The sequence below is a fragment of the Arthrobacter sp. Y3223065 genome, from assembly GCF_059090885.1.
Window position 1 is genome coordinate 181954 of sequence record NZ_JBNHGC010000001.1, and the last position, 24757, is coordinate 206710.

Below are 24757 nucleotides of genomic sequence, written 5' to 3' on the forward strand. Positions count from 1 at the left end.
CTCAGTCCTCGTCGTCGAGCGCCGCGGTCAGGCGGACGCGGCGCTTAGGCGCTTCTTCCTTCGGTACGGTGCCCACAATACCGGCGGTGTCGTCGGGAACCTCGAAGACGATCAGCGGTTCGCCCACCTTGATGGTGTCGCCGGGTTCACCGTGGATTTTCACCACTTTGCCCGCCTGCGGGGAGGGGAGCTCGACGGCGGACTTGGTAGTCTCCACCTCGACCAGCGGATGGTTGCGCTCGATCTGCTCGCCCTCGGCGACCAGCCATTCCAGCACGGTTGCCTCGATCAGGCCCTCACCAAGATCCGGCAGGGGGAACGTAATTTCAGCCACGGCGATACTCCAATACTCGCTGGATCCCGAACAGGATGCGGTCAATGTTGGGTACGTACTCGTCTTCCAGGTCTCCCGAAGGGTACGGTACGTCGAATCCGGTCACCCGCTCAACAGGTGCCCGCAGGGTGTTGAAGCAGCGCTCGGTAATCAATGCGGCCACTTCCGCACCGAGACCGGAGGTCAGCGGTGCTTCGTGCACGACGACGGCGCGGCGCGTCTTGGCCACGGATGCGGCCAGGCTTTCGGCGTCGATGGGCTTGAGCCAGCGCAGGTCCAGCACCTCGATCTCGATGCCGTCTTCGGCGGCGAGCTCGGCGACCTGCAGGCAGCGGGCCACCATGGCGCCCCAGGCCACCAGGGTCAGGTGCTTGCCTTCACGGACGATGCGCGAGCCTTCGGGGGAGTAGCCAGCCGGTTCGGCGCCGGTGTTCACCGGGCCCTTCTGCCAGTAGCGGGACTTCGGCTCCATGAAGATCACCGGGTCCGGCCGCGTGGCCGCGTGCTTGAGCAGGTGATAGGCCTCGTTTGGGCTGGACGGCGAAACCACCTTCAGGCCGGGCACGTGGGCGAACAGCGATTCCAGCGACTCGCCGTGGTGTTCGGGAGCGCGGATGCCGCCGAAGCTGGGCACGCGCAGGGTGATCGGCATCGGCATGGTGCCGCGGCTGCGGTAGTTCATCCGGCCCACCTGGCACACAATCTGGTTGATCGCCGGGTACGCGAACCCGTCGAACTGCACCTCGGGGATCGGGTGGTATCCCGCCATGGCCAGGCCCACGGACATGCCCAGGATGCCGGATTCGGCCAGCGGGGTGTCGAAAACCCGTGCCTCGCCGAACTGCTTCTGCAGGCCGTCGGTGATGCGGAAGACGCCGCCGAGCTGTCCGACGTCCTCGCCCAGGACCAAGGCCTTGGGGTTGTCCTGAAGCACCTCTGCCAGCGCGCGGTTCAGCGCCTGCTGCATGGAGAGGTTTTCGACGGCGGTGACGTGGCCCGGTTCCACCACGTCCACGGATTCCTGCTGGGCGCTGGTTTCTGTGGTGTTGTCGATGGCGGCTTCAAGGTCGCTCAGGGTCTTGTGCTCAGGCATGCTCGGACTCCTCCCGCCAGGCGCGTGCCTGGGCCTTCAACGCGTGTGTGGGTTCCTGGTAGACAAAATCGAACATCTCCGTGCCGGGACGGGAGCCCAATGCCGCCACTCCCTCCCGGATCTGTTCCTCTTCCGCCTTGGCGGCCTCGAGCACCTCGGCGAAGAAGTCCTCGCCGGCGACGCCGTCGGCTTCCAACCGGGTGCGCATGCGCAGCAGCGGATCCTCGCCGCCGTCGGCGCGTTCCTCGGCCAGGGTGCGGTAGCGGCCGGGGTCGTCGCTGGTGGAGTGCGGGCCCCGCCGGTACGTCATGGCTTCCACGACGGCCGGCCCATGGCCCGCGCGTGCATGGGCGAGGGCTGCGGCCGTCGCCTGGTGGACCGCCACGACGTCGTTGCCATCCACCTGGAGGGACGGCATGGCGTAGCCGGCGGCACGGGCGGCAACGGAACCCCCGGCCACCTGGCGCTCGGTCGGCACCGAGATGGCGAAGCCGTTGTTCTGGATGAAGAAGACCACCGGAGCCTTCATGACTGCGGCGAAGTTCATGGCTTCGTGGACGTCGCCCTGCGAGCTTGCGCCGTCGCCGAAGTAGGTGATGGCGACGCCGAGTTCTCCAGCCGGGGTGCCGGAAAGCGTCTGGCCGTGCGCCCAGCCGACGGCGTGCAGCACTGAGCCCGCCACCACGGCTTGGATCGGGGCAAAGCGGGTGGCCTGGGGATCGTAGAGGCCACCGTGCCAGCTGGCCTTGTGGGTGGACATGTACTCGACCATGTCCACTCCCACCGTCCGGGCCACGCCCATTTCGCGGTAGGTCGGGAAGACGAAGTCGCGGGACATGTCCAGCGCGTACCCGCTGCCTACCTGTGCGGCTTCCTGTCCGAGTTCCGGTGCGTAGCCGGGAATCAGGCCCTGGCGCTGCCAACGGATGGCGGATTCGTCCAGGTGGCGCACCGACACCATCAGCCGGTAGAGCTCCTTGAGCTCCTCGGCGGACAGGTCGGGCTGGGCGGACGGGTCCAGGGAAAGAACGCTGCTCATGCCTGCTCCTCCACGTAGTTTTGGGGCCGCCGCGGTCCCCGCGGGGGAGGAGTACGACGGCGTCAGTTGCTTATGGTGACACTAGTCACCCTACGTGGAGTGTGCAATCTGTCATGAAAACACCGAACAGTGTGCACAGTTAGCCGGACGTATCGGCGATAACTGTAGGCAAACTGCTTACTGCTACCGGCGGGGTAAACTTCCGGCAGGTGTTCGGCGTGCGGCGAGTTTTGCCGCCGCGGCTATCGCGGCGATCAGCGCCAGGGTCGAGAGCAGCTGGATACCCGTTACCGGGGAGAAGAAGCCGAGCACCAGGATTGCGGCCAGCAAGGCAAGGCCCGCATACGTCATCGCCGGGAAGCCGCGCATCCGGAACGGCAGTTCGGTGCCGTCGCGGTCGGCCCGGCGGCGCAGCACCAGCTGGGACAGCAGGACCATCCCCCAGACCACCAGGCAGGTGGACCCAACGAAGTTCAGCAACACGGGCAGGACGCGCTCAGGGAACAACAGTTCAAGTACGGCCGCCACAAAACCAAACGCCACGGAGGCCAGCACGGCCCTGACCGGAACCCGGCGGGGGCTGAGCCTCCTGAGGGAAGCGGGGGCCTCGTTGCGTTCCGAGAGGGAAAAAATCATCCTGGATGCGCCGTACAGGTTGGCGTTGAGCGCCGAGAGCAGCGCAACGGCGGCGACCAGGGTGATGGCCACATCCGCGCCGGGGATCTGGGCGATCGAGAGTACCGCGGCAAAGGGTGATGCCAGTGCCTCCGAATCCCAGGGCACCGTCAGCGCGATCACGAGCACCGAGCCGAAGTAGAACACCAGGATGCGCCAGACAACGGTCCGGATGGCCTTCGCCACGCTGGCTCCCGGGTTTTCCGTTTCCGCGGCGGCAACGGCCACGATCTCGGTCCCGCCGAAGGCGAAGATCACCACCAGCAGCCCGGCGCCGATGCCGGCGATGCCGTTGGGGGCGAAGCCGTCGTCGCCGAAGATTACGCCCAACCCGGGCGACGGGACGTTGGGCAGCCAGCCGAAGAGCAAGGCGGCGCCGATGGCGAGGAAGGCCAGGATGGCGATGACCTTGAAGATGGCGAACCAGAACTCGAATTCACCGTAGTTGCGTACCCCGAACAGATTGACCACGGTGAAGACCACCATGAACACGAGCGCGAGCAGCCAGACAGGCAGCGCCGGCCACACCGTGGCCAGCAAGCCCGCGGCGCCCACTGCCTCGGCCGCTATCACCACTACCAACTGCAGCCACCAGAGCCAGCCGATGGTGGCGCCGGCGGTGCGGCCCAGCGCCTTCTCGGCGTATGTCGAGAAGGCACCGCTGCTGGGGTTGGCGGCGGCCATTTCACCCAGCGCCCACATCACGATGATCACCAACGTGCCCGCGAGCAAGTACGAAATCAACACCGCCGGGCCGGCGGCCTGGATGCCCGCTCCGGAGCCGAGGAAGAGCCCGGCGCCGATGGCGCTGCCGAGTCCCATCATGATCAGCTGGCGCTGCTTCATCCCGTGGCCCAGTCCGGCGGGCGGTGGGGCGCTCGGGTCGCGGTGGTGGGTGGCGGTAAAACGCGGCATCGACTGTCCTGTTGTTTGGCGAAACCAGCCCGTAAGCTGACAATTTGTCTAGCAGTGTCCCACAACTGGCGGCACCGAACCCGAAAGGACGCAGAGCGTCATGCAGATCGACTCTCTCGATGCCGACATCGTCACGCTATTCACGGAGGACCCGCGGATGTCCGTTTTGGAAGCCTCGCGGGTGCTGAAAGTAGCGCGTGCCACAGTACAGGCCCGGCTGGACAAGATGCAACGCGCCGGCGTGACGGTGGGCTGGGGGCCGCGGCTTTCGCCCGAGGCGCTGGGGTACGTGGTGCGTGCCTATTGTTCGTTCGTGATCCGGCAGGAGTCCGGGCACGACGCCGTGGCTGCCGCGCTCGCCGACATTCCCGAGGTGTTGGAACTGCACACCGTCTCCGGTGAAAGCGACCTGCTGGCTTGTGTCGTCGCCCGGTCGAACGCGGATCTGCAGCGCGTGCTCGATCAGGTCATGGCGACCAATACGGTGCTGCGTTCGTCGTCCGTGATTGTGCTCAACAGCCACTTCCGGGAGCGGGCCCTTCCGTTGGTCCAGGCTGCCGCCAATCCTCGCTGATCCCGGCGGGATGGTTCGTGCCGTCGTCGTAGACGTCGACGTCGGGGATCACCGCCGCGCGGCCGAGCCCGGCAGAGGTTCCGGCGATCACCGCGAAAGCGGCCGGCAGCGCACCCGTGCCCGGAGCCAGCAGGGCGACGGTTCCCCACGTCAGTGCAGCCAGCCCTGCGGCAAATGCCAGCACGTGGACCCACTGCCGGCGAACCGGGCGCAGCGGCGTGCCCAGCAGGAGCGCGAACGGTGCGGCCAGTACGGCGGCGAAGAACAAGCCGAGCGTCAGCACCAGACCCCAGAAGCTCAGGGCGGAGGAGTGCGGCGACGCCAGCTGGTCGATGATGCTCAGGACCAGCGAGATAAAGAACCACGCGGCGACCGCGACCCGCCAGCCCTTGATGAAGGCGTGGCGGCCCAACACGACCCGGTGGTGCGCCGGCCGGGGCTTCGTGCCGTACCTGCGGCTCAGGATTTCGTTGTTGTCCGGCGGTGCGAGTCGCCGCCGCTGTCCCCGTGGGTGCATGGCTGAAGCCTAACCTGGGGGGACCGGCGCCTTGCGGAGACGTAGAAATGGCCGCTGTGCATCCGTCCGTCGTGTCAGTCGGAGGTTGTCGGCTCCGGCTTTTCCAATCCGGCGAACGGCGCAAGGTCCCGCCGGAAGTTCTCGATGTCCCTTTCCGACAGTGCGGTGGCGCCGTAACCCAGCGTGATCGATCGAGCTGCCCACCCGTGCTCCGCGGCTTCTGCGGCTGCCTTGCCGGACGGGTCGCGGGACACATCCAGCAGAGTGATCGACAGCCACTGGGAATCCGCTTGTGCCGCTCCGCTCCACACCCAGTATCCGTCCGGATCATCGGTTCCGAAGCGCTCCCGCTGTTCCCGCTGCCAGGTTTCATCGTCGCCGTGCGGTGACTAGTGATCGAGAACCAGCGCGTCGAAAGCATGGTCTGCGAGTCTCCCGTTCACCATGTCAACGATGCGCTGCCAGTCTCGAGGCGCCGGGGGAGCAGGGACGCCGATGCGGTTGGCGGAGTTGTAGGTGGAATACGCGGACTCGCCGCCGTACCCGTTTACTTCCTGCGGATACCAGCCCGCTTCCCCGTCGCCCTGCCAGCGCAGCCCGTACTCTCTGCTGAGCGCGGACTCCACGTCGGACAAAAGGCCACGGTAGCGGGGGAAATGGCAGTTGCGGGACGAACACGCGGGTCATCCGGAGGGACAAGGGTGGGAGGCCTGTCCGGTGCCGCCATGATCTCGGTGCCGTCACAATCCGGCGACATCGGGGCGTGATTGGGTCAACATGACCATAACCCGCTAGAATGAGTTCTAGTCAAAGTGACTTTTACTAATCTCCAGGGAGGAGGGAGCCATGCCGATCCAGGCGGCCAACGTGTCGGAGCGTGCCCAGCACCCCCCTGAACTGGCCATCTCCACCGTCATCTTCGCCCTCCGCCCGGACCCGGAGACGGGTTCTCCCACCTTGTGGCTGCCGCTGGTCCGCCGTACCCGCCAGCCGTTCCGGGACCTGTGGGCCCTGCCCGGAGGTCCGTTAAGCCCCGCCGAATCCCTCCAGGACGCCGCGGCACGGAACCTGGAGGAGACTACCGGGCTGCAGCCGAGCTACCTGGAGCAGCTGTACGCTTTTGGCGGCCTGGACCGGTCACCCGCGCAGCGGGTGGTCTCCATCGTCTACTGGGCGCTGGTGAAGCCGGACGAGGCAGCGCTGGCCCGCGAAACCGAGAACGTCCGCTGGGTGCGCGCCAATGAACTGGGCCAGCTGGCCTTCGACCACAACCAGATCGTGGACTACGCGCTGTGGCGGCTGCGCAACAAGGTGGAATACAGCTCCATCGCGTATGCCTTCCTGGGATCCACCTTCACGCTGGCCCAGGTCCGCGAAGTGTACGAGGCCGTGTTGGGCAAGCAGTTGGATCCCGCCAACTTCCGCCGCCAGCTGCGGGCGACGCCGGACATCGAACCGACCGACGAGTACCTGCAGGGCGGCCGGCACCGGCCGCCCCGGCTCTACCGCTACACCGGCAGCGCCGCGCAGCTCAGGGGCAGCCCGCCCGCCTAGCCGACTCCACGGCCGAACGCGCGGCAACCGCTCCCGCGGCACCGCCGCCGCACGCACCGTCCCAAGGCCCCGCCACCCGCCACGGATTTTTCCGACCTGACCCCCTGCCCAACAACGGAGAACACCATGTCATCGGTCAACAGCACCATCCAGCTGATCACCCGCGAGGAAGCCCTTGCCGGCTCCCGCGCGCCTGCCGCCTCCACCTGCACACCCGATTTGGCGCAGGGGCCGTGGGCCTTCGACACCGCCTCGGCGAGCGGGGCCTGGGCGCCCTCCTACGGGCCCGGCGCGTCGATGGCCGATCCGGCGCCGGCCGCGACCCCGCGGCAGGGCGAAATCCCGGCAGAATACCGGCTGGCCGGCGACGAGGAGCTCGAGGAGCGGATCCTGGCCGCCAAGGCAAAGCTGGGCGACAAGCTGGTCATCCTCGGCCACTTCTACCAGCGCGACGAAGTGGTCAAGTACGCCGATTTCGTGGGCGATTCGTTCCAGCTGGCTCGGGCCGCCAAGGAAAAGCCGGAGGCGGAAGTCATCGTTTTCTGCGGCGTGCACTTCATGGCGGAAACCGCCGACATGCTCTCCGGAGAAGACCAGGCCGTGATCCTGCCGAACCTGGCCGCGGGCTGCTCCATGGCGGACATGGCGGACATCGACTCGGTGCAAGCCTGCTGGGACCAGCTGGCCGGCGTGCTCGGCACCGGTCCGGACGCGGACGGCAAGGTCCCGGTCATCCCGGTCACGTACATGAACTCGTCGGCCGCGCTCAAGGGGTTCTGCGGAGAGAACGGCGGGATCGTCTGCACGTCGTCGAACGCCGAAACCGTGCTGGAGTGGGCCTTCGAGCGCGCCCACCGGGTGCTCTTCTTCCCCGACCAGCATCTGGGCCGCAACACCGCCAAGGCCATGGGCGTGCCGCTGGAGCAGATGCCCATGTGGAATCCGCGCCAGCCACTGGGCGGCAACGACGAGGCGGCGCTGCAGGAATCGCGCGTGATCCTCTGGCACGGCTTCTGCTCCGTGCACAAGCGCTTCACCGTGGACCAGATTGAGAAGGCACGCGCCGACTACCCGGGCGTCCGGGTGATCGTGCACCCCGAATGCCCCATGCCGGTGGTGGACGCCGCGGATGAGTCCGGTTCCACCGACTACATCCGCAAGGCCGTGGCCGCCGCCACCGAGCCGACGGTCTTCGCGATCGGCACCGAGATCAACATGGTCAACCGGCTGGCCGCTGAGTACCCGCAGCACACCATCTTCTGCCTCGACCCGGTGATCTGCCCGTGCTCGACGATGTACCGGATCCACCCGGGTTATCTGGCCTGGGTGCTGGAAGCCTACGCCGGCACCGGCCAACTGCCCGGCGGTGAAGTCCTCAACCGGATCACCGTGCCCGATTCGGTGGCCGTCCCCGCCCGCGTGGCGCTGGAACGGATGCTGGCAGCCAAGCCGTGAACCGCGAACCGGCCCGGCGCGTGGCGGTGGTGGGGTCCGGCATCGCCGGGCTCTACGCCGCCGCGCTCGCCGCGGAACGTCCGGACACGGCCGTCACCCTGATCACCAAGGGCAGGCTGGCCGAGTCCAACACCTGGCACGCCCAGGGCGGGATCACCGCGGTCACCGCGCAGGGCGTCGCGGCCGGGGATTCGGTGGCGGCCCACATCGCCGACACCCTCACCGCCGGTGCCTTCATGAACGACGACGGCGCCGTCCGCCTGCTGTGCTCAGGCGCCGCGGCGGACATCGCCACCCTGGAAGAGTGGGGCGTGGCCTTCGACCGGCACGGCGGTGAATTGTCGCTCGGGCTGGAAGGGGCCCACTCGGCGCCGCGGATCCTGCATGCCGGTGGGGACCGCACCGGGGCCGGCATCGCCGAAGTCCTGATCCGGGTGGTCCGCGGCATGGCGGAGGCGGGCCGGCTGGAGATCCTCGAGCACACGATGGTGCGGCGGCTGCTCACGGCCGGCGCGCGCGTGGCGGGCGTGGAGTTGCTGCACGTGGAATCAGGTGCGGTGCCCGACCACCTGGACACCGACGTCGTTATCCTCGCGACCGGCGGTGCCGGGCAGCTGTACCCGGCCACCACCAACGCCGCCGCTGCCACCGGCGACGGTGCGGCGCTGGCCTGGGAAGCCGGCGCGGTCCTGGCCGACCTGGAGTTCATCCAGTTCCACCCCACCCTGCTGGACCCGGCGGCGACGGGAGGCAGGGCCTTCATGATCTCCGAGGCGGTGCGCGGCGAAGGCGCCGTGCTGGTGGACGCGGCGGGGGAGCGGTTCATGCCGGCGCTGCATCCGGACGCCGAGCTGGCACCCCGTGACGTGGTCGCGCGCTGCATCCACAACCAGCTCCGGTTGCAGGAGGGAAACGGACTCATGCCGCAGGTCTTCCTGGACGCCACCGGGATAGAGCGGGAAAAGGGCGCCGGTTTCCTGGCCGCGAGGTTCCCGATGATCGACGCCACGGTCCGGTCGCTGGGCTTCGCCTGGACGCGGGAACCGCTGCCGGTGCGGCCGGCCTCGCACTACTGGATGGGGGGCGTGCGGACCGACCACGACGGCAGGACCTCGGTGCCCGGGCTGCTGGCTGTGGGCGAGGTCGCCTGCACCGGAGTGCACGGAGCCAACCGGCTGGCCTCGAACTCGCTGCTGGAGGGCCTGGTTTTCGCCCGCCGCGCCGTGCGGGGGCTGGACGGACCGGAGCGCTTGCCGGTGTTCGGTGCGGTCCCGCTGGATGTCGGTGCCCCGCCGGACGTCGATGACCCGCCGGGCCGTTGGCTGCCTGCCGAGGCCCGCGCCGGCCAGCCAGACGCGCCGGCCGGAACCACCGCATGCACCCGGCAACAGATCCAGGCGGTGATGGCGGCCGCCGCCGGCGTGGTCCGCGACGGCCCAACGCTGCGGGAGGCCGCCCGGCAGCTGGCGCGGTGGCACGTGCCGGTCACCGACGCCGCCTCGGCGGAGGATGCCGCACTGCTGACCGTGGCACGGCTGGTGGTGGCCGCCGCCGCGGCGCGGCGGGACAGCATCGGCGGCCACTACCGCAGCGACTACCCCCAGGCCCCGGCGCACCGCCGGCACCTGGGCTTCGTGAACGCTGCCGCGGCCGCCGCCGCCAACTTCTTCCCAACGTCCCAGCGAGTCCTGCAGGAGCAGCCATGAACCATATCCAGCCGATCGACCGGACAGCCATGGAGCGGATCGTCGCCGGGGCGCTCGCCGAGGACGCGCCGTGGGGCGACGTCACGTCCAGTGCGTTGATTCCGGCCGACGCCACGGCCACGGCGGAGCTGGCCGCCCGCGAGCCCGGCGTGCTCTCCGGCGGTCCGGTGCTGGCCGAGGTCTTCCGGCAGGTGGATCCGGGCGTGCGGGTGGAGCTGAAGACCGACGACGGCGCCGCCTTCGAGGCCGGGGAGGTGCTGGCCGTCCTGACCGGGAACGCCCGCTCCATCCTGCTGGGCGAACGGGTGGCCCTGAACCTGTTGCAGCGGCTGAGCGGCATCGCCACCCAGACCGCCGCCTTCGTCCGGGAAGTTGCCGGTACGGCGGCCCGGGTGGTGGATACCCGCAAGACCACGCCCGGCCTGCGGGCGCTGGAGCGCTATGCAGTGCGCTGCGGCGGCGGGCACAACCACCGCTATTCGCTCTCCGACGCCGTGATGGCCAAGGACAACCACCTGGCCGTGCTCACCGCCGACGGCAGCCGGGACCTGACCGAGGCGCTGCTGGAGGCGAAGGCCAGACTCCCGCACACCGTCCACTTCGAGGTGGAGGTGGACAGGGCCGAGCAGATCGAGCCGGTCCTGGCCGCCGGCGTGGACACCATCATGCTGGATAACTTCAGCGTGGACGAACTCAGCGCCGGCGTTGCCCAGGTGGCCGGCCGCGCCATCGTCGAGGCCAGCGGCAACGTGCGGTTGGACACCGTCGGCCGGATTGCCCGGACCGGGGTGGACGTCATCTCGTCCGGCGCGCTCACCCACAGTGTGCGGTCGCTGGACCTGGGCCTGGACATCCGCATCGCCGCGGGGCCGGCGGCCGAGGGGGCAGCGTCGTCGTGATCTATCTGGACGCTGCGGCGACCGCCCCGGTGCGCCGCGAGGTGCTGGAGGCCATGTGGCCGGCGCTGACGCAGGACTTCGGCAACCCGTCGAGCCACCACACCGTCGGCGAGGCGGCGCTGCGGGCACTCGATTATGCCCGGGGGAAGGCCGCCGAGGTGCTGGGCTGCCGCCCGGGCGAGATCATCTTCACGTCCGGCGGGACCGAGTCCAACAACCTGGCGATCAAGGGCATTGCGCTCGCCTCCCCGCGGGGCAGGCATGTGGTCACCAGCGCCGTGGAACACCCCTCGGTGCTGGAGGCCGTCGACTATCTGGCCCGGTTCCATGGCTTCGAGGTCACCCGGGTGCCGGTGGACTCCGCGGGCATGGTCCGCGTGGACGAGGTGGAAGCGGCGCTGCGCGAGGACACCACGCTGTGCACGGTGATGTATGCGAACAACGAGGTGGGCACCATCCAGCCGGTCGGCCGCATCGGCAGGCTCTGCCGGGCGGCCGGGGTCCCGTTCCATACCGATGCCGTGCAGGCGGCCGGCTGGCTGGACCTGGACGTCGCGGCGCTCGGGGCGGAGGCACTCAGCGTGTCCGGCCACAAGCTGGGCGCGCCCAAGGGCTGCGGGCTGCTGTATGTGTCCGGCCGGGTTCCGCTGGAGCCGGTGCTGCACGGCGGCGGGCAGGAGCGCGGCAGGCGGTCCGGCACGGAGAACGTTGCCGGCGCGGTCGCCGTCGCCACCGCGTTGTCGCTGGCCGACGGCGACCGGGCGGCCGACGCCGAACGGCTCACGGGCTACCGCGACTACCTGATCGACACCGTCCTGCGGGAACTGCCCGGCACCGTGCTGACCGGTCACCGCACCGAACGGCTGCCCGCCAGCGCTTCCTTCTGCTTCCCGGGAACGTCCGGCGAGGCGGTGCTGTTGGAACTCGAACGCCGCGGGGTGGTCTGCTCCAGCGGGTCGGCCTGCGCCGCCGGCTCGGACGAGCCGTCGGCGGTGCTGCTGGCCATGGGGCTCGACCCGGCCGTGGCGCAGACCGCGGTGCGGCTGACCTTCACGGCCGGCGTGAAGGAAGCCGAGATCGCCCTGGCGGCCCGCTCCGTCGTCGCCGCCGTCAAAGAGGTCCGGGTGCTGCGGCGCTGAGCCGGAGCGCCGCCCGGCGCTCCGGGACACGAGGCGTGGTCCTATACCGGACCGATCCGCCCGCTGGGTACGGTGGAGTCCTCACGGACCTGAGGGGAGTGCAGCATGAGCACGCGAACGATGCCGGGCCGGGGTGCCGCCGCGGCACTGTGCCTGGTGCTTGTTTCCGGCTGCGGCCTGCTGCCCGTCGGCGACGACGGCGCGCCGGCCGGCGCGAGTGCGTCGCCGTCGGGGGCGGCCGGCGGGGGTGCCGCCGGACAACCCGCGCCGCCGCTCGGCAAAGACCCCGTGCGGGAAGCCACCATCGACGGCTGGAAGGTCTACACCGATCCGGACCGGGTGCTCAGCTTCGAAGTTCCCGGCGATTGGGTGGTGCAGCGGCAGGTCAAGCCCGGCCAGCCCTCGGATGGCGGGCTGCATCTGGACATCCGGGATTCTTCGGGCAAGGTGGCCGCCGAACTGCATACCCGGCTCAGGCTGCCAAAGGCCAGCTGCGACGGCGGCGTCACCGAACTGCGGGTGCTGGTCAGCGAGCCGGCGAAGGTGCCTGCCGTGGCGTCCGACGACACGGTCGACCCGCTGTTCGTCTACCGGACGCTGCTGGGCTACCAGTACTTCGGGTCGATGGGGCTGACCGACAAGACGGCCGGCGACGGCTTCCAGGCCTGCATGGTGGAAAACACCGTCAACGGTCCGGAACCGGTAGGCACCTACTCCTTCGGCACCGCCGTCCGCCACGGCACCCCGGCGCCCGGCGAGGACACCGGCCTGCTCGATGCCTACGGCCTCATCGCGGAGGCGGAGAGCTATGTCTCCACCAAGCACTTCAAGACGGTGCAGCAGGTCATCATGACCCTGCAGATCGCCGAAGGTCCGCCGGCCTGAGTTCGCCCGGACCCGTCCGGACCCGGGAGGGGCGGCTTCCGGCCCGGGGCGCAGACGGGCAACAAAAAGCCCGGAGGCCGGCGCAGATGCGGCGGCCTCCGGGCGTTTCAGCCGTTACTTCAGGCCGGCCCGCAGTTTGTCGGTCAGCTCCTGGAGTTGTCCGAATTCCTCCTCGGACAGCAGCGGGGCGAGCATGGAATGCAGGTGCTTCACGTGCTGCCGGCCGATCTCCTTCTGCAACGCGCGGCCTTCGTCGGTCAGCGAGATCTCGATGCCCCGCTGGTCGTTGCGGGCCGTGCGCCGGAGGACCAGGCCTTTCTTCTCCAAGCGGTCAACCATCCGGCTGAGGCTCGGCTGGCTGATCAACAGCGCCTCGTTCAGCTCGTTCAGCCGGCTCCAGCCGCCCGGGCACCGGCTCAGGTTGAACAGGACGTCGTACTCGCGCATCGCGAGCTTCTTGAACTCGGGCAGCTGCTGCAGCCGGCGCATCACCGCCACCTGGGTGCGGAACAGCGATTCCCAGGCCGCCGCCGTCGTCCTGATCTCAGAACCGCCTGAATCAGCCATGGGACACCGCCTCCCCGGCAGCTTCCTTGGCGTCGCGCGCGGCCTTGCGGCTGGCGTGGGTCGGGGCGTCCGGAACATGCGCCGGCTTGCGGGCGGCGAACTCCTTCTTCAGCACTGGCAGCACTTCTTCGCCGAACAGGTCCAGCTGCTCCAATACGGTCTTCAGCGGCAGGCCGGCGTGGTCGATCAGGAACAGCTGGCGCTGGTAGTCGCCGAAGTAATCCGCGAAGGCCAGGGTCTTCTCGATGACCTGCTCCGGGCTGCCGACGGTCAGCGGGGTCTGCGCGGTGAAGTCCTCCAGGGACGGTCCGTGGCCGTAGACGGGGGCGTTGTCGAAGTAGGGGCGGAATTCGTTGACAGCGTCCTGGGAGTTCTTGCGCATGAAGAACTGCCCGCCCAGGCCCACGATTGCCTGGTCGGCGGTGCCGTGGCCGTAGTGCTCGTAGCGCTCGCGGTACAGGCCGATGAGCTGCATGTAGTGCTCCTTCGGCCAGAAGATGTTGTTGGCAAAGAAGCCGTCGCCGTAATAGGCCGCCAGTTCCGCGATCTGCGGCGTGCGGATCGAGCCGTGCCAGACGAAGGGCGCGACGCCGTCCAGGGGCTGGGGCGTGGAGGTGTAGTTGTGCAGCGGGGTGCGGTGCTTGCCCTGCCAGTTCACGACTTCTTCGTCCCAGAGCTTGCGCAGCAGGGCGTAGTTCTCCACCGTCAGCTCCAGCGAGTCCTGGATGTTCTTGCCGAACCAGGGGTAGACCGGGGCGGTGTTGCCGCGGCCCAGCACCAGGTCCACGCGGCCGTCGGCCAGCTGCTGGAGCATGGCGAAGTCCTCGGCGATCTTCACGGGATCGTTGGTGGTGATCAGCGTCGTGGCGGTGGAAAGTGTGATCCGCTCGGTCTGCGCGGCGATGTAGGCCAGCAGCGTGGTGGGGGAGCTGGAGAAGAACGGCGGGTTGTGGTGCTCGCCGATGGCGTAGACATCCATGCCGATGTCTTCGACCTTCTTGGCAATGGCGACCGACGCCTTGATCCGCTCGCGCTCCGTGGGCATGCGGTTGGTGGTCGGGTCCAGGGTGACGTCGCTGACGCTGAATACGCCGAGTTCCATAATGTGCCTTTCGTGGTGCTTTCAGGAATCAGTTTACATGCATATGCATTCACTGTTCCAACGACGCACCGGTCCGATTGATTCCCCGCCACCTGCAAGCCCATCACCGCCGCGCGTCCGCCGCCCTGCCGCCAGGCGCTTCCGGGGCGGATTCGCTGGTACAGGCCTTTCGCAACGCCGCGGAGGTTGCCCCGCCCGGCTAACGGGCCTGGCCGCCCGAGGGATCCTTCACATGCCGGCCAAGCGCGGCCAGTATGCGTTCCAGGCTGACCGCCACGGATCCTGCCGCCGCCGCGGGGGACTCTGAGGACACCGTGCCCGCGACGATTCCGGTGAGGCGGTGCTGTGCATCGCGCGCGGCCTCCAACTTCTCCGGCAGGTCCTCGGCGGTCATGCTTCTGATTGCCTCGGCCGTGGCTTCCAGGGCGTTGGCCATCGGGGCCAGCACGGGGTCGGGGAGATGCAGGGTCTCGTCCCAGATCACGGCGCTGAGCACCTCGGTCATGTCCTGGGTATGGAAGGCGGCGCGCTCCAGCGTGCGCAAATTCCGCCAATCGGTCTCCAGGTCCCGGTCGTGGAACCTGCGCCGCGGATTGGCCTTGCGGCTGCGGTCGGCGGTCTGGACGGCCTGCCGCACCTGGTTGCCCAGCCGCGTGATGCTCTCGCCGTTCGACGCCCAATCCTTGCGTTCCGGCGGCCAGTTCTCCCGGAGCGCCTCGGCCATGTCCTCCAGCTGCCGGGCAAGGTCGGATTGCAGCTGCTGCAGGCTGCGTCCCACCACGTTGAAGTTCAACGGCGGGAACAGCAGGAAGTTCACGGTGATGCCGACGAGCACTCCCACCGCCATCTGCACGGCATAGCCGAGCGAGTAGTCGCCGGCATTGGAACCGCCCACCAGCAGGACGAACAGCGCGGCCATGGGAACCCACTCCCGGCCGGCCCCGAGCCGCGGCAGCCCCGCGACCAGGACACCGAGGAATACCAGCAGCCCCACCGTCACGACGTGCGGGCCGACCGTCAGCAGCAGGAGCATGGCCAGGCCGATGCCCAGCATCAGCCCGGCCAGTGTCTCCACGGAGGTCTTGACGGAGTCGGCGACGGTGGAATACATGCTGATCAGCGCGCCCAGCGGGGCGTAATAGGGGTATTGGTCCACTTCGCCGGGCAGCCGCAGGGCGATGAACCACGCGATGGCGCACGCCAACGCGGTCTTGAACGCCAGCTGGACCCGGCGCCACCCGCCCATCTGCTGGCCATATTTGCGCAGCGGGGCAGGGAGCCGGTCCGTGAGCCGGTCCAGGCGGCCCGGCCCGGCAGGCATGGTTTCCGGTTCTGGCATGTTCAGTACCTCCAGGGTTCCGGGTACGCCGGTCAGCGTCCGGCCGGAACCAGTTCTGCCTCGAGTGTATGCCGCTCGTTCGCCCGGCGCTCGCGCCGGCCTTCGACCAGCCGGTACAGCACCGGCACCAGCACCAGCGTCAGCGCGGTGGAGGACACCAGGCCGCCGATCACCACCACGGCCAGCGGCTGCGAGATGAAACCGCCCTCGCCGGTCAGCCCCAGTGCCATCGGCGTGAGCGCAAAGACCGTGGCGAGCGCCGTCATCAGGATGGGCCGCAGCCGGCGCCGCGCGCCGTGGGTGATCGCGTCCGCCACGGTCATGCCGGGCCGGCCGTCGTGCGGGCGCCGGTACTGGTTGATCAGGTCGATCAGCACGATCGCGTTCGTCACCACGATGCCCACCAGCATCAGCATGCCGATCAGCGACGGCAGCCCCAGCGGGATCCGCGTGACGACCAGCAGCCCGATGGCCCCCGTGGCGGCGAACGGAATGGAGACCAGCAGGATCAGCGGCTGCACCAGGGACTTGAACGTGGCCACCATGATCACGTAGACAATGGCGACGGCGGCCAGCAGCGCCCAGCCCAGCTGTTCAAAGGACTCGGCCTGCTGCGTGGCCGCGCCGCCCAAATCCGCCGTGACCCCGGCCGGCAGGTCGGTGCTGTCCAGGGCAGCCGCCACCTCGCCGCTGAGGGCGCCCAGGTTCTCTCCCGCCGGGGTCACGGAGACCACGGCGGTGCGTTCGCCGCCGCTGGCGCTGATCGACGTCGGCACGTCGGTTTCCTCCACGGTGGCCAGGTCGGCCAGCGGCACCGGCCCGGCCGCTGTGGGCACCTCGACGCCGCGCAGTTCCTCGACGCTGGAGAAATCGCCGCCTTCCCCGATCAGCACCGGGAAGTCGGTGGTGCCGATCCGCACGGTGCCGCCGGGCAGCGGGCTGATCGTGGACGCCAGCAGGCCCGCGACCTGCTCCTCGTCCAGCCCCGCAGCCACGGCCTTGGCCCGGTCCACGGACACCTGGACCACGGGCTCGGCCGCCGAGAGGTTGCTAGACACCTCCGCGGCCCCCGGCACCTGCCGCAGCAGCTCCACCAGCCGGTCGGAGGCGTCCCGCAGCTCCTCCGGCCCGCTCGCGGAGATTTCCACGTCCACGGTGCTGGACGTGCCGAAGCCGCCGCCCTGGGTGCCCAGCGTGAACGTTGCCTCGCCGGGCAGCCTTTCGACGGCGGAGCGCACCCGGTCGCGCAGCGCGGCCTGGTCGATGCCTTCCTCGGTGATGACGGTGTACTGGGCCACCGAAGCCCCCGCGGAGAGGAACGACCCCAGGCTGCCTCCGGCGTTGCCCATGGTGACCTGGACCGCCTCGATCCCTTCCATCCCGGCCAGCAGCTCCTCGACCGGGGCCGCCGCCTCGTCGGTGGTCGCCAGGCTGGTCCCGGCCGGCATCTCCTGGCGCAGGTTGAAGCTGTTCTGTCCGCTGTCGCCCAGCAGGTTGGTCTGCATCAGCGGCACCATGGCGCCGGTGCCGGCCAGCACCAGCAGGGCCGCCACGGTGGTGATCACCGGGTGCCGCTGCGTGCCGGCGAGCACCGGCAGGTAGCCGCGCTGCAGCAGCGAGCGGCGTTCCTTCTCGGAGGCCGCCGCACGCACCGCGGAGGCGTCGGAGTGTTGCTGTGTCGCGGGGGATTTCACGAACCAGTAGGCCAGCACCGGCACGATGGTCAGCGACACCGCCAGCGACGCGAGCAGAGCCAGCGCGGTGGTGATGGCGAACGGCCGGAACAGCTCGCCGGCCAAATCGCCCACGAACGCGATCGGCAGGAACACCGCAACGGTCGTCAGGGTGGAAGCGGTGATGGCCCCGGCGACCTCGCGGACCGCCGCCAGGATGGCGTCGCGCTTGGGTTCGCCATAGTTCAGGTGCCGTTTGATGTTCTCGACGACCACGATCGAGTCATCCACGACGCGCCCGATGGCGATCGTGAGCGCGCCGAGGGTGAGGATGTTCAGCGAGTAGCCGAGCGCATTCAGGCCGATGAACGTGGCCAGCAGCGACAGCGGGATGGAAATCGCCGTGATCAGCGTGGAGCGCACGGAGAGCAGGAACACCAGGATGATCAGCACCGCGAAGCCCAGTCCCAGCAGGCCCTCGGTGGTCAGGTCCTTGATGGACGTCTCGATAAACGGGGCCTGGTCAAACACCGTGGTGATCTGCGCGCGGTCGCCCAGTTCGGCCTCCAGCTCGGGCAGCATCTCCCCGATGGCGTGCGAGATGGCCACCGTATCGCCCTCCGGCGTTTTGGTGACGGCCAGGGCCAGCGTCAGCTCGCCGTTGGTCCGGGTGATCGAGGTCTGCTCGTCGTCGGCAATGCCGACGTCGGCCACCTCGCCGATGGTGGCCGGGTCGGCCGGCGCCGGGTCCGGCTGCTGGGCGGGCCGGTCCGGGGCGGGCACGGTGTCCGGCACGGGCACCAGGCCCTGGTCTGTGCCGCTGCCCGGCGGGGCCGGCTGGCCCTCGCCCGGGAACTGCCCGGGTGCCCGCCCCGCCTCCGGTGCGGAAGGCACGGAAGGCTGCTCCGCCGTCGTTGTTTCAGCGGGGGAGAGCGGCAGGTTTTCGATGGCCTCCAGGCTGTCCAGCGGGCTGCCGATCTGCACGGAGAGGCTCTGGCCGTCCTGCTGCACCGCGCCGGCGGGGACCAGGCCGCCGCTGTTCGCCAGGCTGTCCACGATGGCGGAAACGCCGACGCCGGCCTCCGCCATGGCGTCGTCGTCCGGCACGATGGCGATGTGCCGGCCGGGGCCGCCGGAGACTTCGGCCCCGCGCACGCCGGGGATGTTCTGCAGCCGGGGCACCGTCAGCCGGTTCAGCTCGGTGCTCAGCTCGCTCAGCGTCAGGTCGGAGGAGACCGCCATGAAGACGATGGGGAAGTCATCGATGCTGCCGGCCAGCGACAGCGGCGAGACGTCCTCGGGCAGCTGCTGGCGGACGTTGGAGATGGCGCGGTCCACCTGGCTGCGCGCCCGGTCCAGGTTGGTGCCGTAAACGAACGTGAGGTTGACGGTGGAGAACCCGGTACGCGAAACCGCCGAGGAGGACTCGAGGCCCTCGACGGCGGTGAGCGCACGTTCCAGCGGTTCGCTGACCTGCTTGTCCACGACTTCCGGCGACGCGCCGGGCATGGAACTGACGACGGTGATCCGCGGGAACTCGAGCGAGGGAATGAGTTCCTGCTTCAGGGAACCCATCGTGATCACGCCGAAGACGGCCACAAAGACCGTAATCAGCGCGATCAACGCACGATTCGCCAGGGACAGCGTTGCCAGCTTGTGCATGGCTTGAAGCTTAGTTCAGCGGCTTGCGGGATCGAACCGGGGTCAGGCCAGTTCGAGCACCCGGTCGGTGTCGGCGGTGATGTCGGCCAACAGCGAGGGGTTCTCGTTCAGGTTCACACCGTAGCCGGGGATCATGTCCTTCAGCTTGGGTTCCCAGCCCTTGAACTCCAGCGGGAAGCAGCGTTCCAGCAGGCTGATCATGATCGGCGCGGCGGTGGAAGCGCCGGGGGAGGCGCCGAGCAGGGCCGAGATGCTGCCGTCGGCCGAAGCGATGACCTCGGTGCCGAACTGCAGGGCGCCGCCCTTCTTCGGGTCCTTCTTGATCACCTGGACACGCTGGCCGGCGGTGATCAGCTCCCACTGGTCGCCGGCAACCTCCGGATGGAAGGCCTGCAGGGCCTCGTTCTTGCCTTCGCGGGTCTTGAGCACCTCGGTGACCAGGTACTTCACCAGGCCGAAGTTGTCCTTGGCCACGGCCAGCATGGGGATCAGGTTGGTCGGTCGAACGGACAGCGGCAGGTCCAGCAGCGAGCCGGTCTTGAGGAACTTCGGCGAGAAGCCGCCGTACGGGCCGAAGAGCAGGGAGCGCTTGCCGTTGACGAAGCGGGTGTCCAGGTGGGGCACCGACATGGGCGGGGCGCCCACGGAGGCCTGGCCGTAGACCTTGGCGTTGTGGGCGGCGATGACGGTTTCGTCCGTGCAGCGCAGGAACTGTCCGGACACCGGGAACCCGCCGTAGCCCTTGGACTCGGGGATGCCCGAGCGCTGCAGCAGGTGCAGGGCGCCGCCGCCGGCGCCGATGAACACGAAGCGGGCATTGACCTTGGTTTTCTCGCCGGTGGCGTTGTTCCTGATCTCCAGGGTCCAGCGGCCGTCGGTGTTGCGGGAGACGTCCAGCACGCGGTGGCCGTAGTTCAGCTCGACGCCGTTGGCGGTCAGGTAGCCGGCCAGCTTGCGGGTCAGGGAACCGAAGTCCACGTCGGTGCCGCCGGCGACGCGGGATGCGGCCACGCGCTGCTGCGGATCGCGGCCGCCCATGATCAGCGGCGCCCACTCGTTGATGGCGGCGTGGTCCTCGGAGAACTCGATCCGCTCGAACAGCGGTTCTTGCTTCAGCGCTTCATGCCGGCGCTTGAGGTAGTCCGCGTGGTCATCGCCCCAGACAAAGCTCATGTGCGGCAGCGGGTTGACGAATTCCCTGGGCGAGGAGATGTGGCCCTCGCGGATCATGTGCGACCAGAACTGGCGCGAGACGTGGAACTTCTCGTTGATGCCCACGGCCTTGGCGGTGGGAACGGACCCGTCCGCCGAGGCGGGGGTGTAGTTCAGCTCGCAGAGCGCGGCGTGTCCGGTGCCCGCGTTGTTCCACGGGTCCGAGGCTTCCAGGCCGACCTCGTCGAGGTTCTCGAACAGGCTGATGCTCCAGTCCGGCTGCAGCTGCTTGATGAAGGAGCCGAGGGTGGTGCTCATGATGCCGCCGCCAATCAGCGCGACGTCGACGTTCTTGGATGATCCCGAGGGAATGTTTGCAGTCAACTCAATCTCCAATAGCAGCTGTGCCAGCAGTTGAAAGCCTAGCGCGCTGCGCCAGCGAGACTAAAATCTGCCGTCTTCGATGTGACCCAATAGACAGACGCGGCGGCAGCGGCAGCGTAAAATTGCGCACGGCCGCGGCCCGTCACCCAGGCGGCGGCCTCATCGGCCTTGCCGGCACAACGAAGCGTGCCGGCACCCCACACGGCGCGGTTCGTTGTTGTCGCCTGCCATGTCAGCCCCGACCCAGCTCGATCATGTTGTAGACCTCGTCGAGCATCGGGCTGGCCGGGTAGCTCGCCACCCGAGGCCCCATGGCCAGTGCGGAGATGGGGAACGCCAGCGGCACCGCGGGGACCGCGCGTGCCAGCTGCTCGTTGATGCTGTGGTAGGCCTGCACGCGGTCTTCGCCCTCGGGCAGGGTCTTGGCGCGGGCTATCTTGCTGCGGATCTGCGCGCTGTCGTAGCCGAACTCCATCGATTTGCTGCCGAAGAGCGGGCCCACGAAGTTGTCCGGATCGCGGTAGCTGCCGCTCATGCCGGCCAGGTGCAGGGCGTGGCCGGTGGAACCTTGGATCGTGGCCAGGTAGCCCTCGTCCCACGGGATTGGCACGGGCTTGATATTGATTCCGACGGCGGTGAGCTGGCGGCTCAGCTCCGCGTACACCTTTTCGGGGGTGGGCAGGTAGGCGCGCGTGACGCCCAGCGGATAGTAGAACGTCAGTTCCGCGCCGTCGTACCGGGCGTCGGCCAACAGTTCGCGCGAGCGCTCCGGGTTGTACGCGTAGTAGGGGATGGTCTCATTGGTCACGCCCAGGCTGCGCGGGATGAACTGCATGGCCTCCTTGGTGCCCTGCAGGAAGAAGCTGTCGATCAGCGCCTGCCGGTCGATCGCATGGGCGATGGCCTGGCGCATGGTGATGTCGTCCAGCCCGTCGGCCGCCTGGTTCATGCCGAGGTAGACCACGGAGAAAGGGTCGCGCTGCAAGACCTGCATGCCGGCGCGGACCAGGTCCGCGTACGTGGCCGGGGTGACCAGGTCGTAGCCGTCGATGTCCCCGGCTGCCAGGGCGCGCAGCCGTGTCGTCGGATGCGGGAGCGCCTTGAACACCACCGTGCGCACATCGCCGGCCGCACCCCAGTATCCCTGGTAGGCGGAGAGCACCACGCGGTCCTGCTCCCAGTTGGCGAAGGTGAACGGCCCGGTCCCCACCGGGGCCAGGGCGTAGCGGGATACCTTGTTGCCGCCGCGTTCCTCCGTCAGCCGGTCCGCCGCCCCCGCCTTCAGCGCCGCCGGCGAGGAGATGGCAAAGGCCGGCATGGCCAGCGACGCGACCAGGCCGGTGAACCGGCGCGTCAGGTTCAGCTGGACCTCCAGCGGGCCCAGCACCTCGCAGCTGTCGTAGAGCGATTCGTCCTCGTCCTCGGCGAACGCGCCGAAGACCGACCTGAACGCCAGCCCGCCTTCCACCGGCCGGGCGTCCCGGGGGAGCCGGTACCAGCGTTCAAAATTGGCGCGGACCGCTTCGGCATCGAACGCCGTGCCGTCATGGAAAGTGACACCCGGGCGCAGCCGGAAGCGGTAGGAGCGGCCCTCGTCCAATTCGGTCCATTCGGTTGCCAGCCGCGGCGCGGGGACACCGGTCGCCGCGTCCACCCCGATCAGGGTTTCCAGCACCTGCCGGGTCACCCGGTAGGACTCGGTATCCAGTGCCAGCGCCGGGTCGAGGGTCACCGGGGTGGCGGCAATGCCCATGGTGAAGGTGGTGTCCGCGGGCGAGGCGGTCGGCTGCTCGCTGGGCGAGACGGTGGACGGGACGGGCCTGCCCGGCTCCGAGGTGCAGCCGGTGAGCAACACAGCCGCTGCCGCTGCGCCTGCCTTCAACACGGTGCGGCGCGCGGGGGGCGGTGTCACGCTTCAGGCTCCTCGGGGCAGGCGGGATGATCCTCAAGTCTAATCGACTCCTGTGCCGGAGCCCGCGCGGCGAATTCCCGATGAGAGATAGGCCACATCTGCACTTGTTTGGGGCAGGATGGAACCATGACCGAACATGCCGACGACGCCGCCCTGCTCGAGGTCCGGGACCTGGCCGTTGCCTTCCGCACCACCTACGGGCAGGTTTCAGCGGTGGAGGGCGCCTCGCTGCGCTTGGAACAGGGCAAGACGCTGGCGATTGTGGGCGAATCCGGTTCCGGGAAGTCCACCACGGCGATGGCCGTGATTGGACTGCTGCCGGGTAACGGCCGGGTGACCGCCGGGAGCATCCGCTTCGACGGCCAGGAGCTCGTGGGGCTGTCGGAGCATCGGATGCGGACCATCCGGGGCCGCCAGATCGGTCTGGTCCCGCAGGATCCGATGTCCAACCTGAACCCGGTCACCAGGATCGGCTCGCAGGTGGCGGAGACCCTCCTGGTGCACGGCATGGCGACCAGGCGGGACGTGGACCGGAAGGTCGTGGAGGTCCTGGAGGCCGCCGGACTGCCCAACGCCAAAGAACGCGCCAGGCAGTATCCCCATGAGTTCTCCGGCGGGATGCGCCAGCGCGCCCTGATAGCCATCGGCTTGGCCTGCCAGCCGCGGCTGCTGATCGCCGACGAGCCGACGTCGGCACTGGATGTGACAGTCCAGCGCACCATCCTGGACCAGATCGAGTCGATGACCCAGGAACTGGGGACGGCCGTGCTGCTCATTACCCACGACCTGGGCCTGGCCGCCGAGCGGGCGTCGGAACTGGTGGTGATGCACCGCGGCAAGGTGGTGGAGACCGGGCCGGCACGGCAGTTGCTGGCGGACCCGCAGCACCCCTACACCCGGGCGCTGGTGAAGGCAGCGCCCAGCGTCGCGGCCGTGCGCCTGATGCCGGGGGCGTTCACCGGCAACGCGGCTGTCCGCGCCGAACGGGCGGAGAAGGTCTTCCAGGAACACGCGGCCGAAGCTCCCGCGGCCGCCGAGGCGGGTGTAGCCGCCGAGCCGCAGAAGACGGACAACATCGTGGAACTGCGCGACCTGACCAAGGTGTACAAGATCCGCGGCCGGGCCGAGGACTTTTACGCGGCGAAGAACGTGACGCTCGATATCCCGCGCGGCCAGACGGTCGCCATCGTCGGCGAATCGGGCTCCGGGAAGACCACCACCGCCCGCATGCTGCTGAAGCTGATCGAACCGACCAGCGGCACCATGACCTTCGACGGGATGGATGTGGCCAATCTGACCAAGGCGCAGCTGCGGGACTTCCGCCAGCGGGTGCAGCCGGTGTTCCAGGATCCGTATTCGTCCCTGAACCCGATGTTCACCATCGAGCGGATTGTCGAAGAGCCGCTGTCCACCTACAAGCGCGGCAGCGCGAGGGAGCGCTCGGTCCGCGTGCGGGAGCTGATGGACGAAGTGGCGCTGCCGCAGGACATGCTGCGGCGCTACCCGTCCGAACTCTCCGGCGGCCAACGCCAGCGCGTGGCGATTGCCCGTGCCTTGGCCCTGAAGCCGGAACTGATCATCTGCGACGAGCCGGTCTCAGCGCTGGATGTGCTGGTGCAGGCGCAGATCCTGAAGCTGCTGGGGGACCTGCAGGCGGAGCTGGGCCTGAGCTACCTCTTCATTTCCCATGACCTGGCCGTGGTGCGGCTGATTTCCGACTATGTCTGCGTCATGAAGGACGGCGAACTGGTGGAGGCAGCCAGCTCGGAGGAAGTGTTCACGAACCCGCGGCACCCTTACACCCGGCGCCTGCTTGGTTCCATCCCGGGCAACGAGCTGGAGATTCAGGCGGAGGATCCCGAGATTGCGTCCTGAGGGTGCCGGGCACGGGTCCGTCCCGGAGCCTGATGATCACCGGCCGGAAGGCTTCGGCTTCCGGACCGGTGTGCGCAGCGCCGCGGTAGCCATCGGCTTCGCCGTCTTCGTGCTGGTGATCGGCACCGTGATGCTGGCGGTCGGGGCCGTCATCTTTATCGGTGAGGGCAGGTGGGGCGCCCTCTGGTGGCTGGCGGCGCTGGAGGTGCTGTTCATTGCCGGCTTTGCCGCCATGATGCACATGGCGCGCCAGCGACGGCGGTACGACGGCGGGGGACCGCCGGCCACCCCGGCCGGCTGAAAGCG

At 68.8% G+C, this 24757-nt stretch carries 22 protein-coding genes; 9 read left to right on the forward strand and 13 right to left on the reverse strand.

Annotation, left to right across the window (positions count from 1 at the left end; translation table 11 throughout):
- Window position 1: 1 nt before the first annotated feature.
- From AC5RUK_RS00840 to AC5RUK_RS00855, 4 genes are all read right to left on the reverse strand, one after another.
- Window positions 2–334, reverse strand: a complete 333-nt coding sequence (locus AC5RUK_RS00840; protein WP_493986828.1) for a biotin/lipoyl-containing protein — start codon at window positions 332–334, stop codon at window positions 2–4.
- Window positions 327–1301 (reverse strand): alpha-ketoacid dehydrogenase subunit beta, encoded by a 975-nt coding sequence (locus AC5RUK_RS00845; protein WP_494151522.1) that lies wholly within the window; start codon window positions 1299–1301, stop codon window positions 327–329. Before AC5RUK_RS00845 ends, AC5RUK_RS00840 begins: the two co-directional genes overlap by 8 nt.
- A gap of 118 nt (window positions 1302–1419) precedes the next feature.
- Window positions 1420–2466: a thiamine pyrophosphate-dependent enzyme gene (locus tag AC5RUK_RS00850; protein WP_493986829.1), complete on the reverse strand. Its 1047-nt coding sequence runs from the start codon at window positions 2464–2466 to the stop codon at window positions 1420–1422.
- Window positions 2467–2649: 183 nt separating this feature from the next.
- Entirely contained in the window at window positions 2650–4056 is a 1407-nt protein-coding gene (locus AC5RUK_RS00855; protein WP_493986830.1) for an amino acid permease, read from the reverse strand.
- A 100-nt stretch (window positions 4057–4156) separates the two neighbouring features.
- Here AC5RUK_RS00855 and AC5RUK_RS00860 point away from each other — a divergent pair, with 100 nt between their 5' ends.
- Complete coding sequence (locus AC5RUK_RS00860) at window positions 4157–4630, forward strand: Lrp/AsnC family transcriptional regulator (RefSeq protein WP_493967957.1); 474 nt, start codon at window positions 4157–4159, stop codon at window positions 4628–4630.
- On the opposite strand, the gene AC5RUK_RS00865 is transcribed toward AC5RUK_RS00860, so the two are convergent.
- The 3 genes from AC5RUK_RS00865 to AC5RUK_RS00875 all read right to left on the reverse strand — a co-directional run bounded on the left by AC5RUK_RS00865 (window position 4569) and on the right by AC5RUK_RS00875 (window position 5782).
- Complete coding sequence (locus AC5RUK_RS00865; RefSeq protein WP_494151114.1) at window positions 4569–5147, reverse strand: hypothetical protein; 579 nt, start codon at window positions 5145–5147, stop codon at window positions 4569–4571. The two genes, AC5RUK_RS00860 and AC5RUK_RS00865, sit on opposite strands and share 62 nt — an antisense overlap.
- A 74-nt stretch (window positions 5148–5221) precedes the next feature.
- The gene (locus tag AC5RUK_RS00870) at window positions 5222–5458 is read right to left on the reverse strand and encodes a hypothetical protein (protein ID WP_494151115.1); all 237 of its coding nucleotides are present in this window, start codon (window positions 5456–5458) and stop codon (window positions 5222–5224) included.
- 78 nt (window positions 5459–5536) lie between these two features.
- Window positions 5537–5782, reverse strand: coding sequence for a hypothetical protein (locus tag AC5RUK_RS00875; protein WP_494151116.1), 246 nt, complete (start codon window positions 5780–5782; stop codon window positions 5537–5539).
- Window positions 5783–5993: 211 nt separating this feature from the next.
- Between AC5RUK_RS00875 and AC5RUK_RS00880 the strand changes: the two genes are divergently transcribed.
- From AC5RUK_RS00880 to AC5RUK_RS00905, 6 genes are all read left to right on the forward strand, one after another.
- The gene (locus tag AC5RUK_RS00880) at window positions 5994–6701 is read left to right on the forward strand and encodes an NUDIX hydrolase (protein ID WP_494151117.1); all 708 of its coding nucleotides are present in this window, start codon (window positions 5994–5996) and stop codon (window positions 6699–6701) included.
- A 126-nt stretch (window positions 6702–6827) separates the two neighbouring features.
- Entirely contained in the window at window positions 6828–8156 is a 1329-nt protein-coding gene (gene nadA / locus AC5RUK_RS00885) for a quinolinate synthase NadA (protein ID WP_494151118.1), read from the forward strand.
- Window positions 8153–9862, forward strand: a complete 1710-nt coding sequence (locus AC5RUK_RS00890) for an L-aspartate oxidase (RefSeq protein ID WP_494151119.1) — start codon at window positions 8153–8155, stop codon at window positions 9860–9862. The genes nadA and AC5RUK_RS00890 overlap by 4 nt, the downstream gene beginning before the upstream one ends.
- Window positions 9859–10761 (forward strand): carboxylating nicotinate-nucleotide diphosphorylase, encoded by a 903-nt coding sequence (gene nadC / locus AC5RUK_RS00895; RefSeq protein ID WP_494151120.1) that lies wholly within the window; start codon window positions 9859–9861, stop codon window positions 10759–10761. Before AC5RUK_RS00890 ends, nadC begins: the two co-directional genes overlap by 4 nt.
- Window positions 10758–11900 carry a cysteine desulfurase family protein gene (locus AC5RUK_RS00900; RefSeq protein WP_494151121.1) on the forward strand — a complete coding sequence of 381 codons (1143 nt, stop codon included), beginning with the start codon at window positions 10758–10760 and terminating at the stop codon, window positions 11898–11900. Before nadC ends, AC5RUK_RS00900 begins: the two co-directional genes overlap by 4 nt.
- Window positions 11901–12005: 105 nt before the next feature.
- Window positions 12006–12785 carry a hypothetical protein gene (locus AC5RUK_RS00905; RefSeq protein ID WP_494151122.1) on the forward strand — a complete coding sequence of 260 codons (780 nt, stop codon included), beginning with the start codon at window positions 12006–12008 and terminating at the stop codon, window positions 12783–12785.
- Between the two features lie 114 nt (window positions 12786–12899).
- Here the strand turns inward: AC5RUK_RS00905 and AC5RUK_RS00910 are convergent, their stop codons facing one another.
- The 6 genes from AC5RUK_RS00910 to AC5RUK_RS00935 all read right to left on the reverse strand — a co-directional run bounded on the left by AC5RUK_RS00910 (window position 12900) and on the right by AC5RUK_RS00935 (window position 22576).
- Window positions 12900–13352: a MarR family winged helix-turn-helix transcriptional regulator gene (locus AC5RUK_RS00910; RefSeq protein WP_493986839.1), complete on the reverse strand. Its 453-nt coding sequence runs from the start codon at window positions 13350–13352 to the stop codon at window positions 12900–12902.
- Entirely contained in the window at window positions 13345–14454 is a 1110-nt protein-coding gene (locus AC5RUK_RS00915) for an LLM class flavin-dependent oxidoreductase (protein ID WP_494108583.1), read from the reverse strand. The genes AC5RUK_RS00910 and AC5RUK_RS00915 overlap by 8 nt, the downstream gene beginning before the upstream one ends.
- A 199-nt stretch (window positions 14455–14653) precedes the next feature.
- Complete coding sequence (locus tag AC5RUK_RS00920; protein ID WP_493986841.1) at window positions 14654–15793, reverse strand: FUSC family protein; 1140 nt, start codon at window positions 15791–15793, stop codon at window positions 14654–14656.
- Between the two features lie 32 nt (window positions 15794–15825).
- The gene (locus AC5RUK_RS00925; RefSeq protein WP_494151123.1) at window positions 15826–19128 is read right to left on the reverse strand and encodes an efflux RND transporter permease subunit; all 3303 of its coding nucleotides are present in this window, start codon (window positions 19126–19128) and stop codon (window positions 15826–15828) included.
- Window positions 19129–19170: 42 nt separating this feature from the next.
- Complete coding sequence (locus AC5RUK_RS00930) at window positions 19171–20664, reverse strand: malate:quinone oxidoreductase (RefSeq protein ID WP_493986843.1); 1494 nt, start codon at window positions 20662–20664, stop codon at window positions 19171–19173.
- A gap of 232 nt (window positions 20665–20896) precedes the next feature.
- Window positions 20897–22576: an ABC transporter substrate-binding protein gene (locus AC5RUK_RS00935; RefSeq protein ID WP_494151124.1), complete on the reverse strand. Its 1680-nt coding sequence runs from the start codon at window positions 22574–22576 to the stop codon at window positions 20897–20899.
- Between the two features lie 126 nt (window positions 22577–22702).
- On the opposite strand from AC5RUK_RS00935, the gene AC5RUK_RS00940 reads away from it, so the two are divergent.
- Together AC5RUK_RS00940 and AC5RUK_RS00945 are read left to right on the forward strand one after the other, a co-directional pair.
- Window positions 22703–24451, forward strand: a complete 1749-nt coding sequence (locus AC5RUK_RS00940) for an ABC transporter ATP-binding protein (RefSeq protein ID WP_494151125.1) — start codon at window positions 22703–22705, stop codon at window positions 24449–24451.
- A complete protein-coding gene (locus AC5RUK_RS00945) occupies window positions 24441–24752 on the forward strand; it encodes a hypothetical protein (RefSeq protein WP_494151126.1) in 312 nt (103 codons plus the stop codon). The genes AC5RUK_RS00940 and AC5RUK_RS00945 overlap by 11 nt, the downstream gene beginning before the upstream one ends.
- Window positions 24753–24757 lie beyond the last annotated feature (5 nt).

Excerpts from the sequence above, each read along its gene's own strand:
- nadC (WP_494151120.1), top strand. The coding sequence starts at position 9,859 with ATGAACCATATCCAGCCGATCGACCGGACAGCCATGGAGCGGATCGTC.
- nadA (WP_494151118.1), top strand. The coding sequence starts at position 6,828 with ATGTCATCGGTCAACAGCACCATCCAGCTGATCACCCGCGAGGAAGCC.
- AC5RUK_RS00910 (WP_493986839.1), bottom strand. The coding sequence starts at position 13,352 with ATGGCTGATTCAGGCGGTTCTGAGATCAGGACGACGGCGGCGGCCTGG.
- AC5RUK_RS00860 (WP_493967957.1), top strand. The coding sequence starts at position 4,157 with ATGCAGATCGACTCTCTCGATGCCGACATCGTCACGCTATTCACGGAG.
- AC5RUK_RS00880 (WP_494151117.1), top strand. The coding sequence starts at position 5,994 with ATGCCGATCCAGGCGGCCAACGTGTCGGAGCGTGCCCAGCACCCCCCT.
- AC5RUK_RS00865 (WP_494151114.1), bottom strand. The coding sequence starts at position 5,147 with ATGCACCCACGGGGACAGCGGCGGCGACTCGCACCGCCGGACAACAAC.
- AC5RUK_RS00940 (WP_494151125.1), top strand. The coding sequence starts at position 22,703 with ATGACCGAACATGCCGACGACGCCGCCCTGCTCGAGGTCCGGGACCTG.
- AC5RUK_RS00925 (WP_494151123.1), bottom strand. The coding sequence starts at position 19,128 with ATGCACAAGCTGGCAACGCTGTCCCTGGCGAATCGTGCGTTGATCGCG.
- AC5RUK_RS00850 (WP_493986829.1), bottom strand. The coding sequence starts at position 2,466 with ATGAGCAGCGTTCTTTCCCTGGACCCGTCCGCCCAGCCCGACCTGTCC.
- AC5RUK_RS00920 (WP_493986841.1), bottom strand. The coding sequence starts at position 15,793 with ATGCCAGAACCGGAAACCATGCCTGCCGGGCCGGGCCGCCTGGACCGG.
- AC5RUK_RS00915 (WP_494108583.1), bottom strand. The coding sequence starts at position 14,454 with ATGGAACTCGGCGTATTCAGCGTCAGCGACGTCACCCTGGACCCGACC.
- AC5RUK_RS00845 (WP_494151522.1), bottom strand. The coding sequence starts at position 1,301 with ATGCAGCAGGCGCTGAACCGCGCGCTGGCAGAGGTGCTTCAGGACAAC.
- AC5RUK_RS00855 (WP_493986830.1), bottom strand. The coding sequence starts at position 4,056 with ATGCCGCGTTTTACCGCCACCCACCACCGCGACCCGAGCGCCCCACCG.
- AC5RUK_RS00905 (WP_494151122.1), top strand. The coding sequence starts at position 12,006 with ATGAGCACGCGAACGATGCCGGGCCGGGGTGCCGCCGCGGCACTGTGC.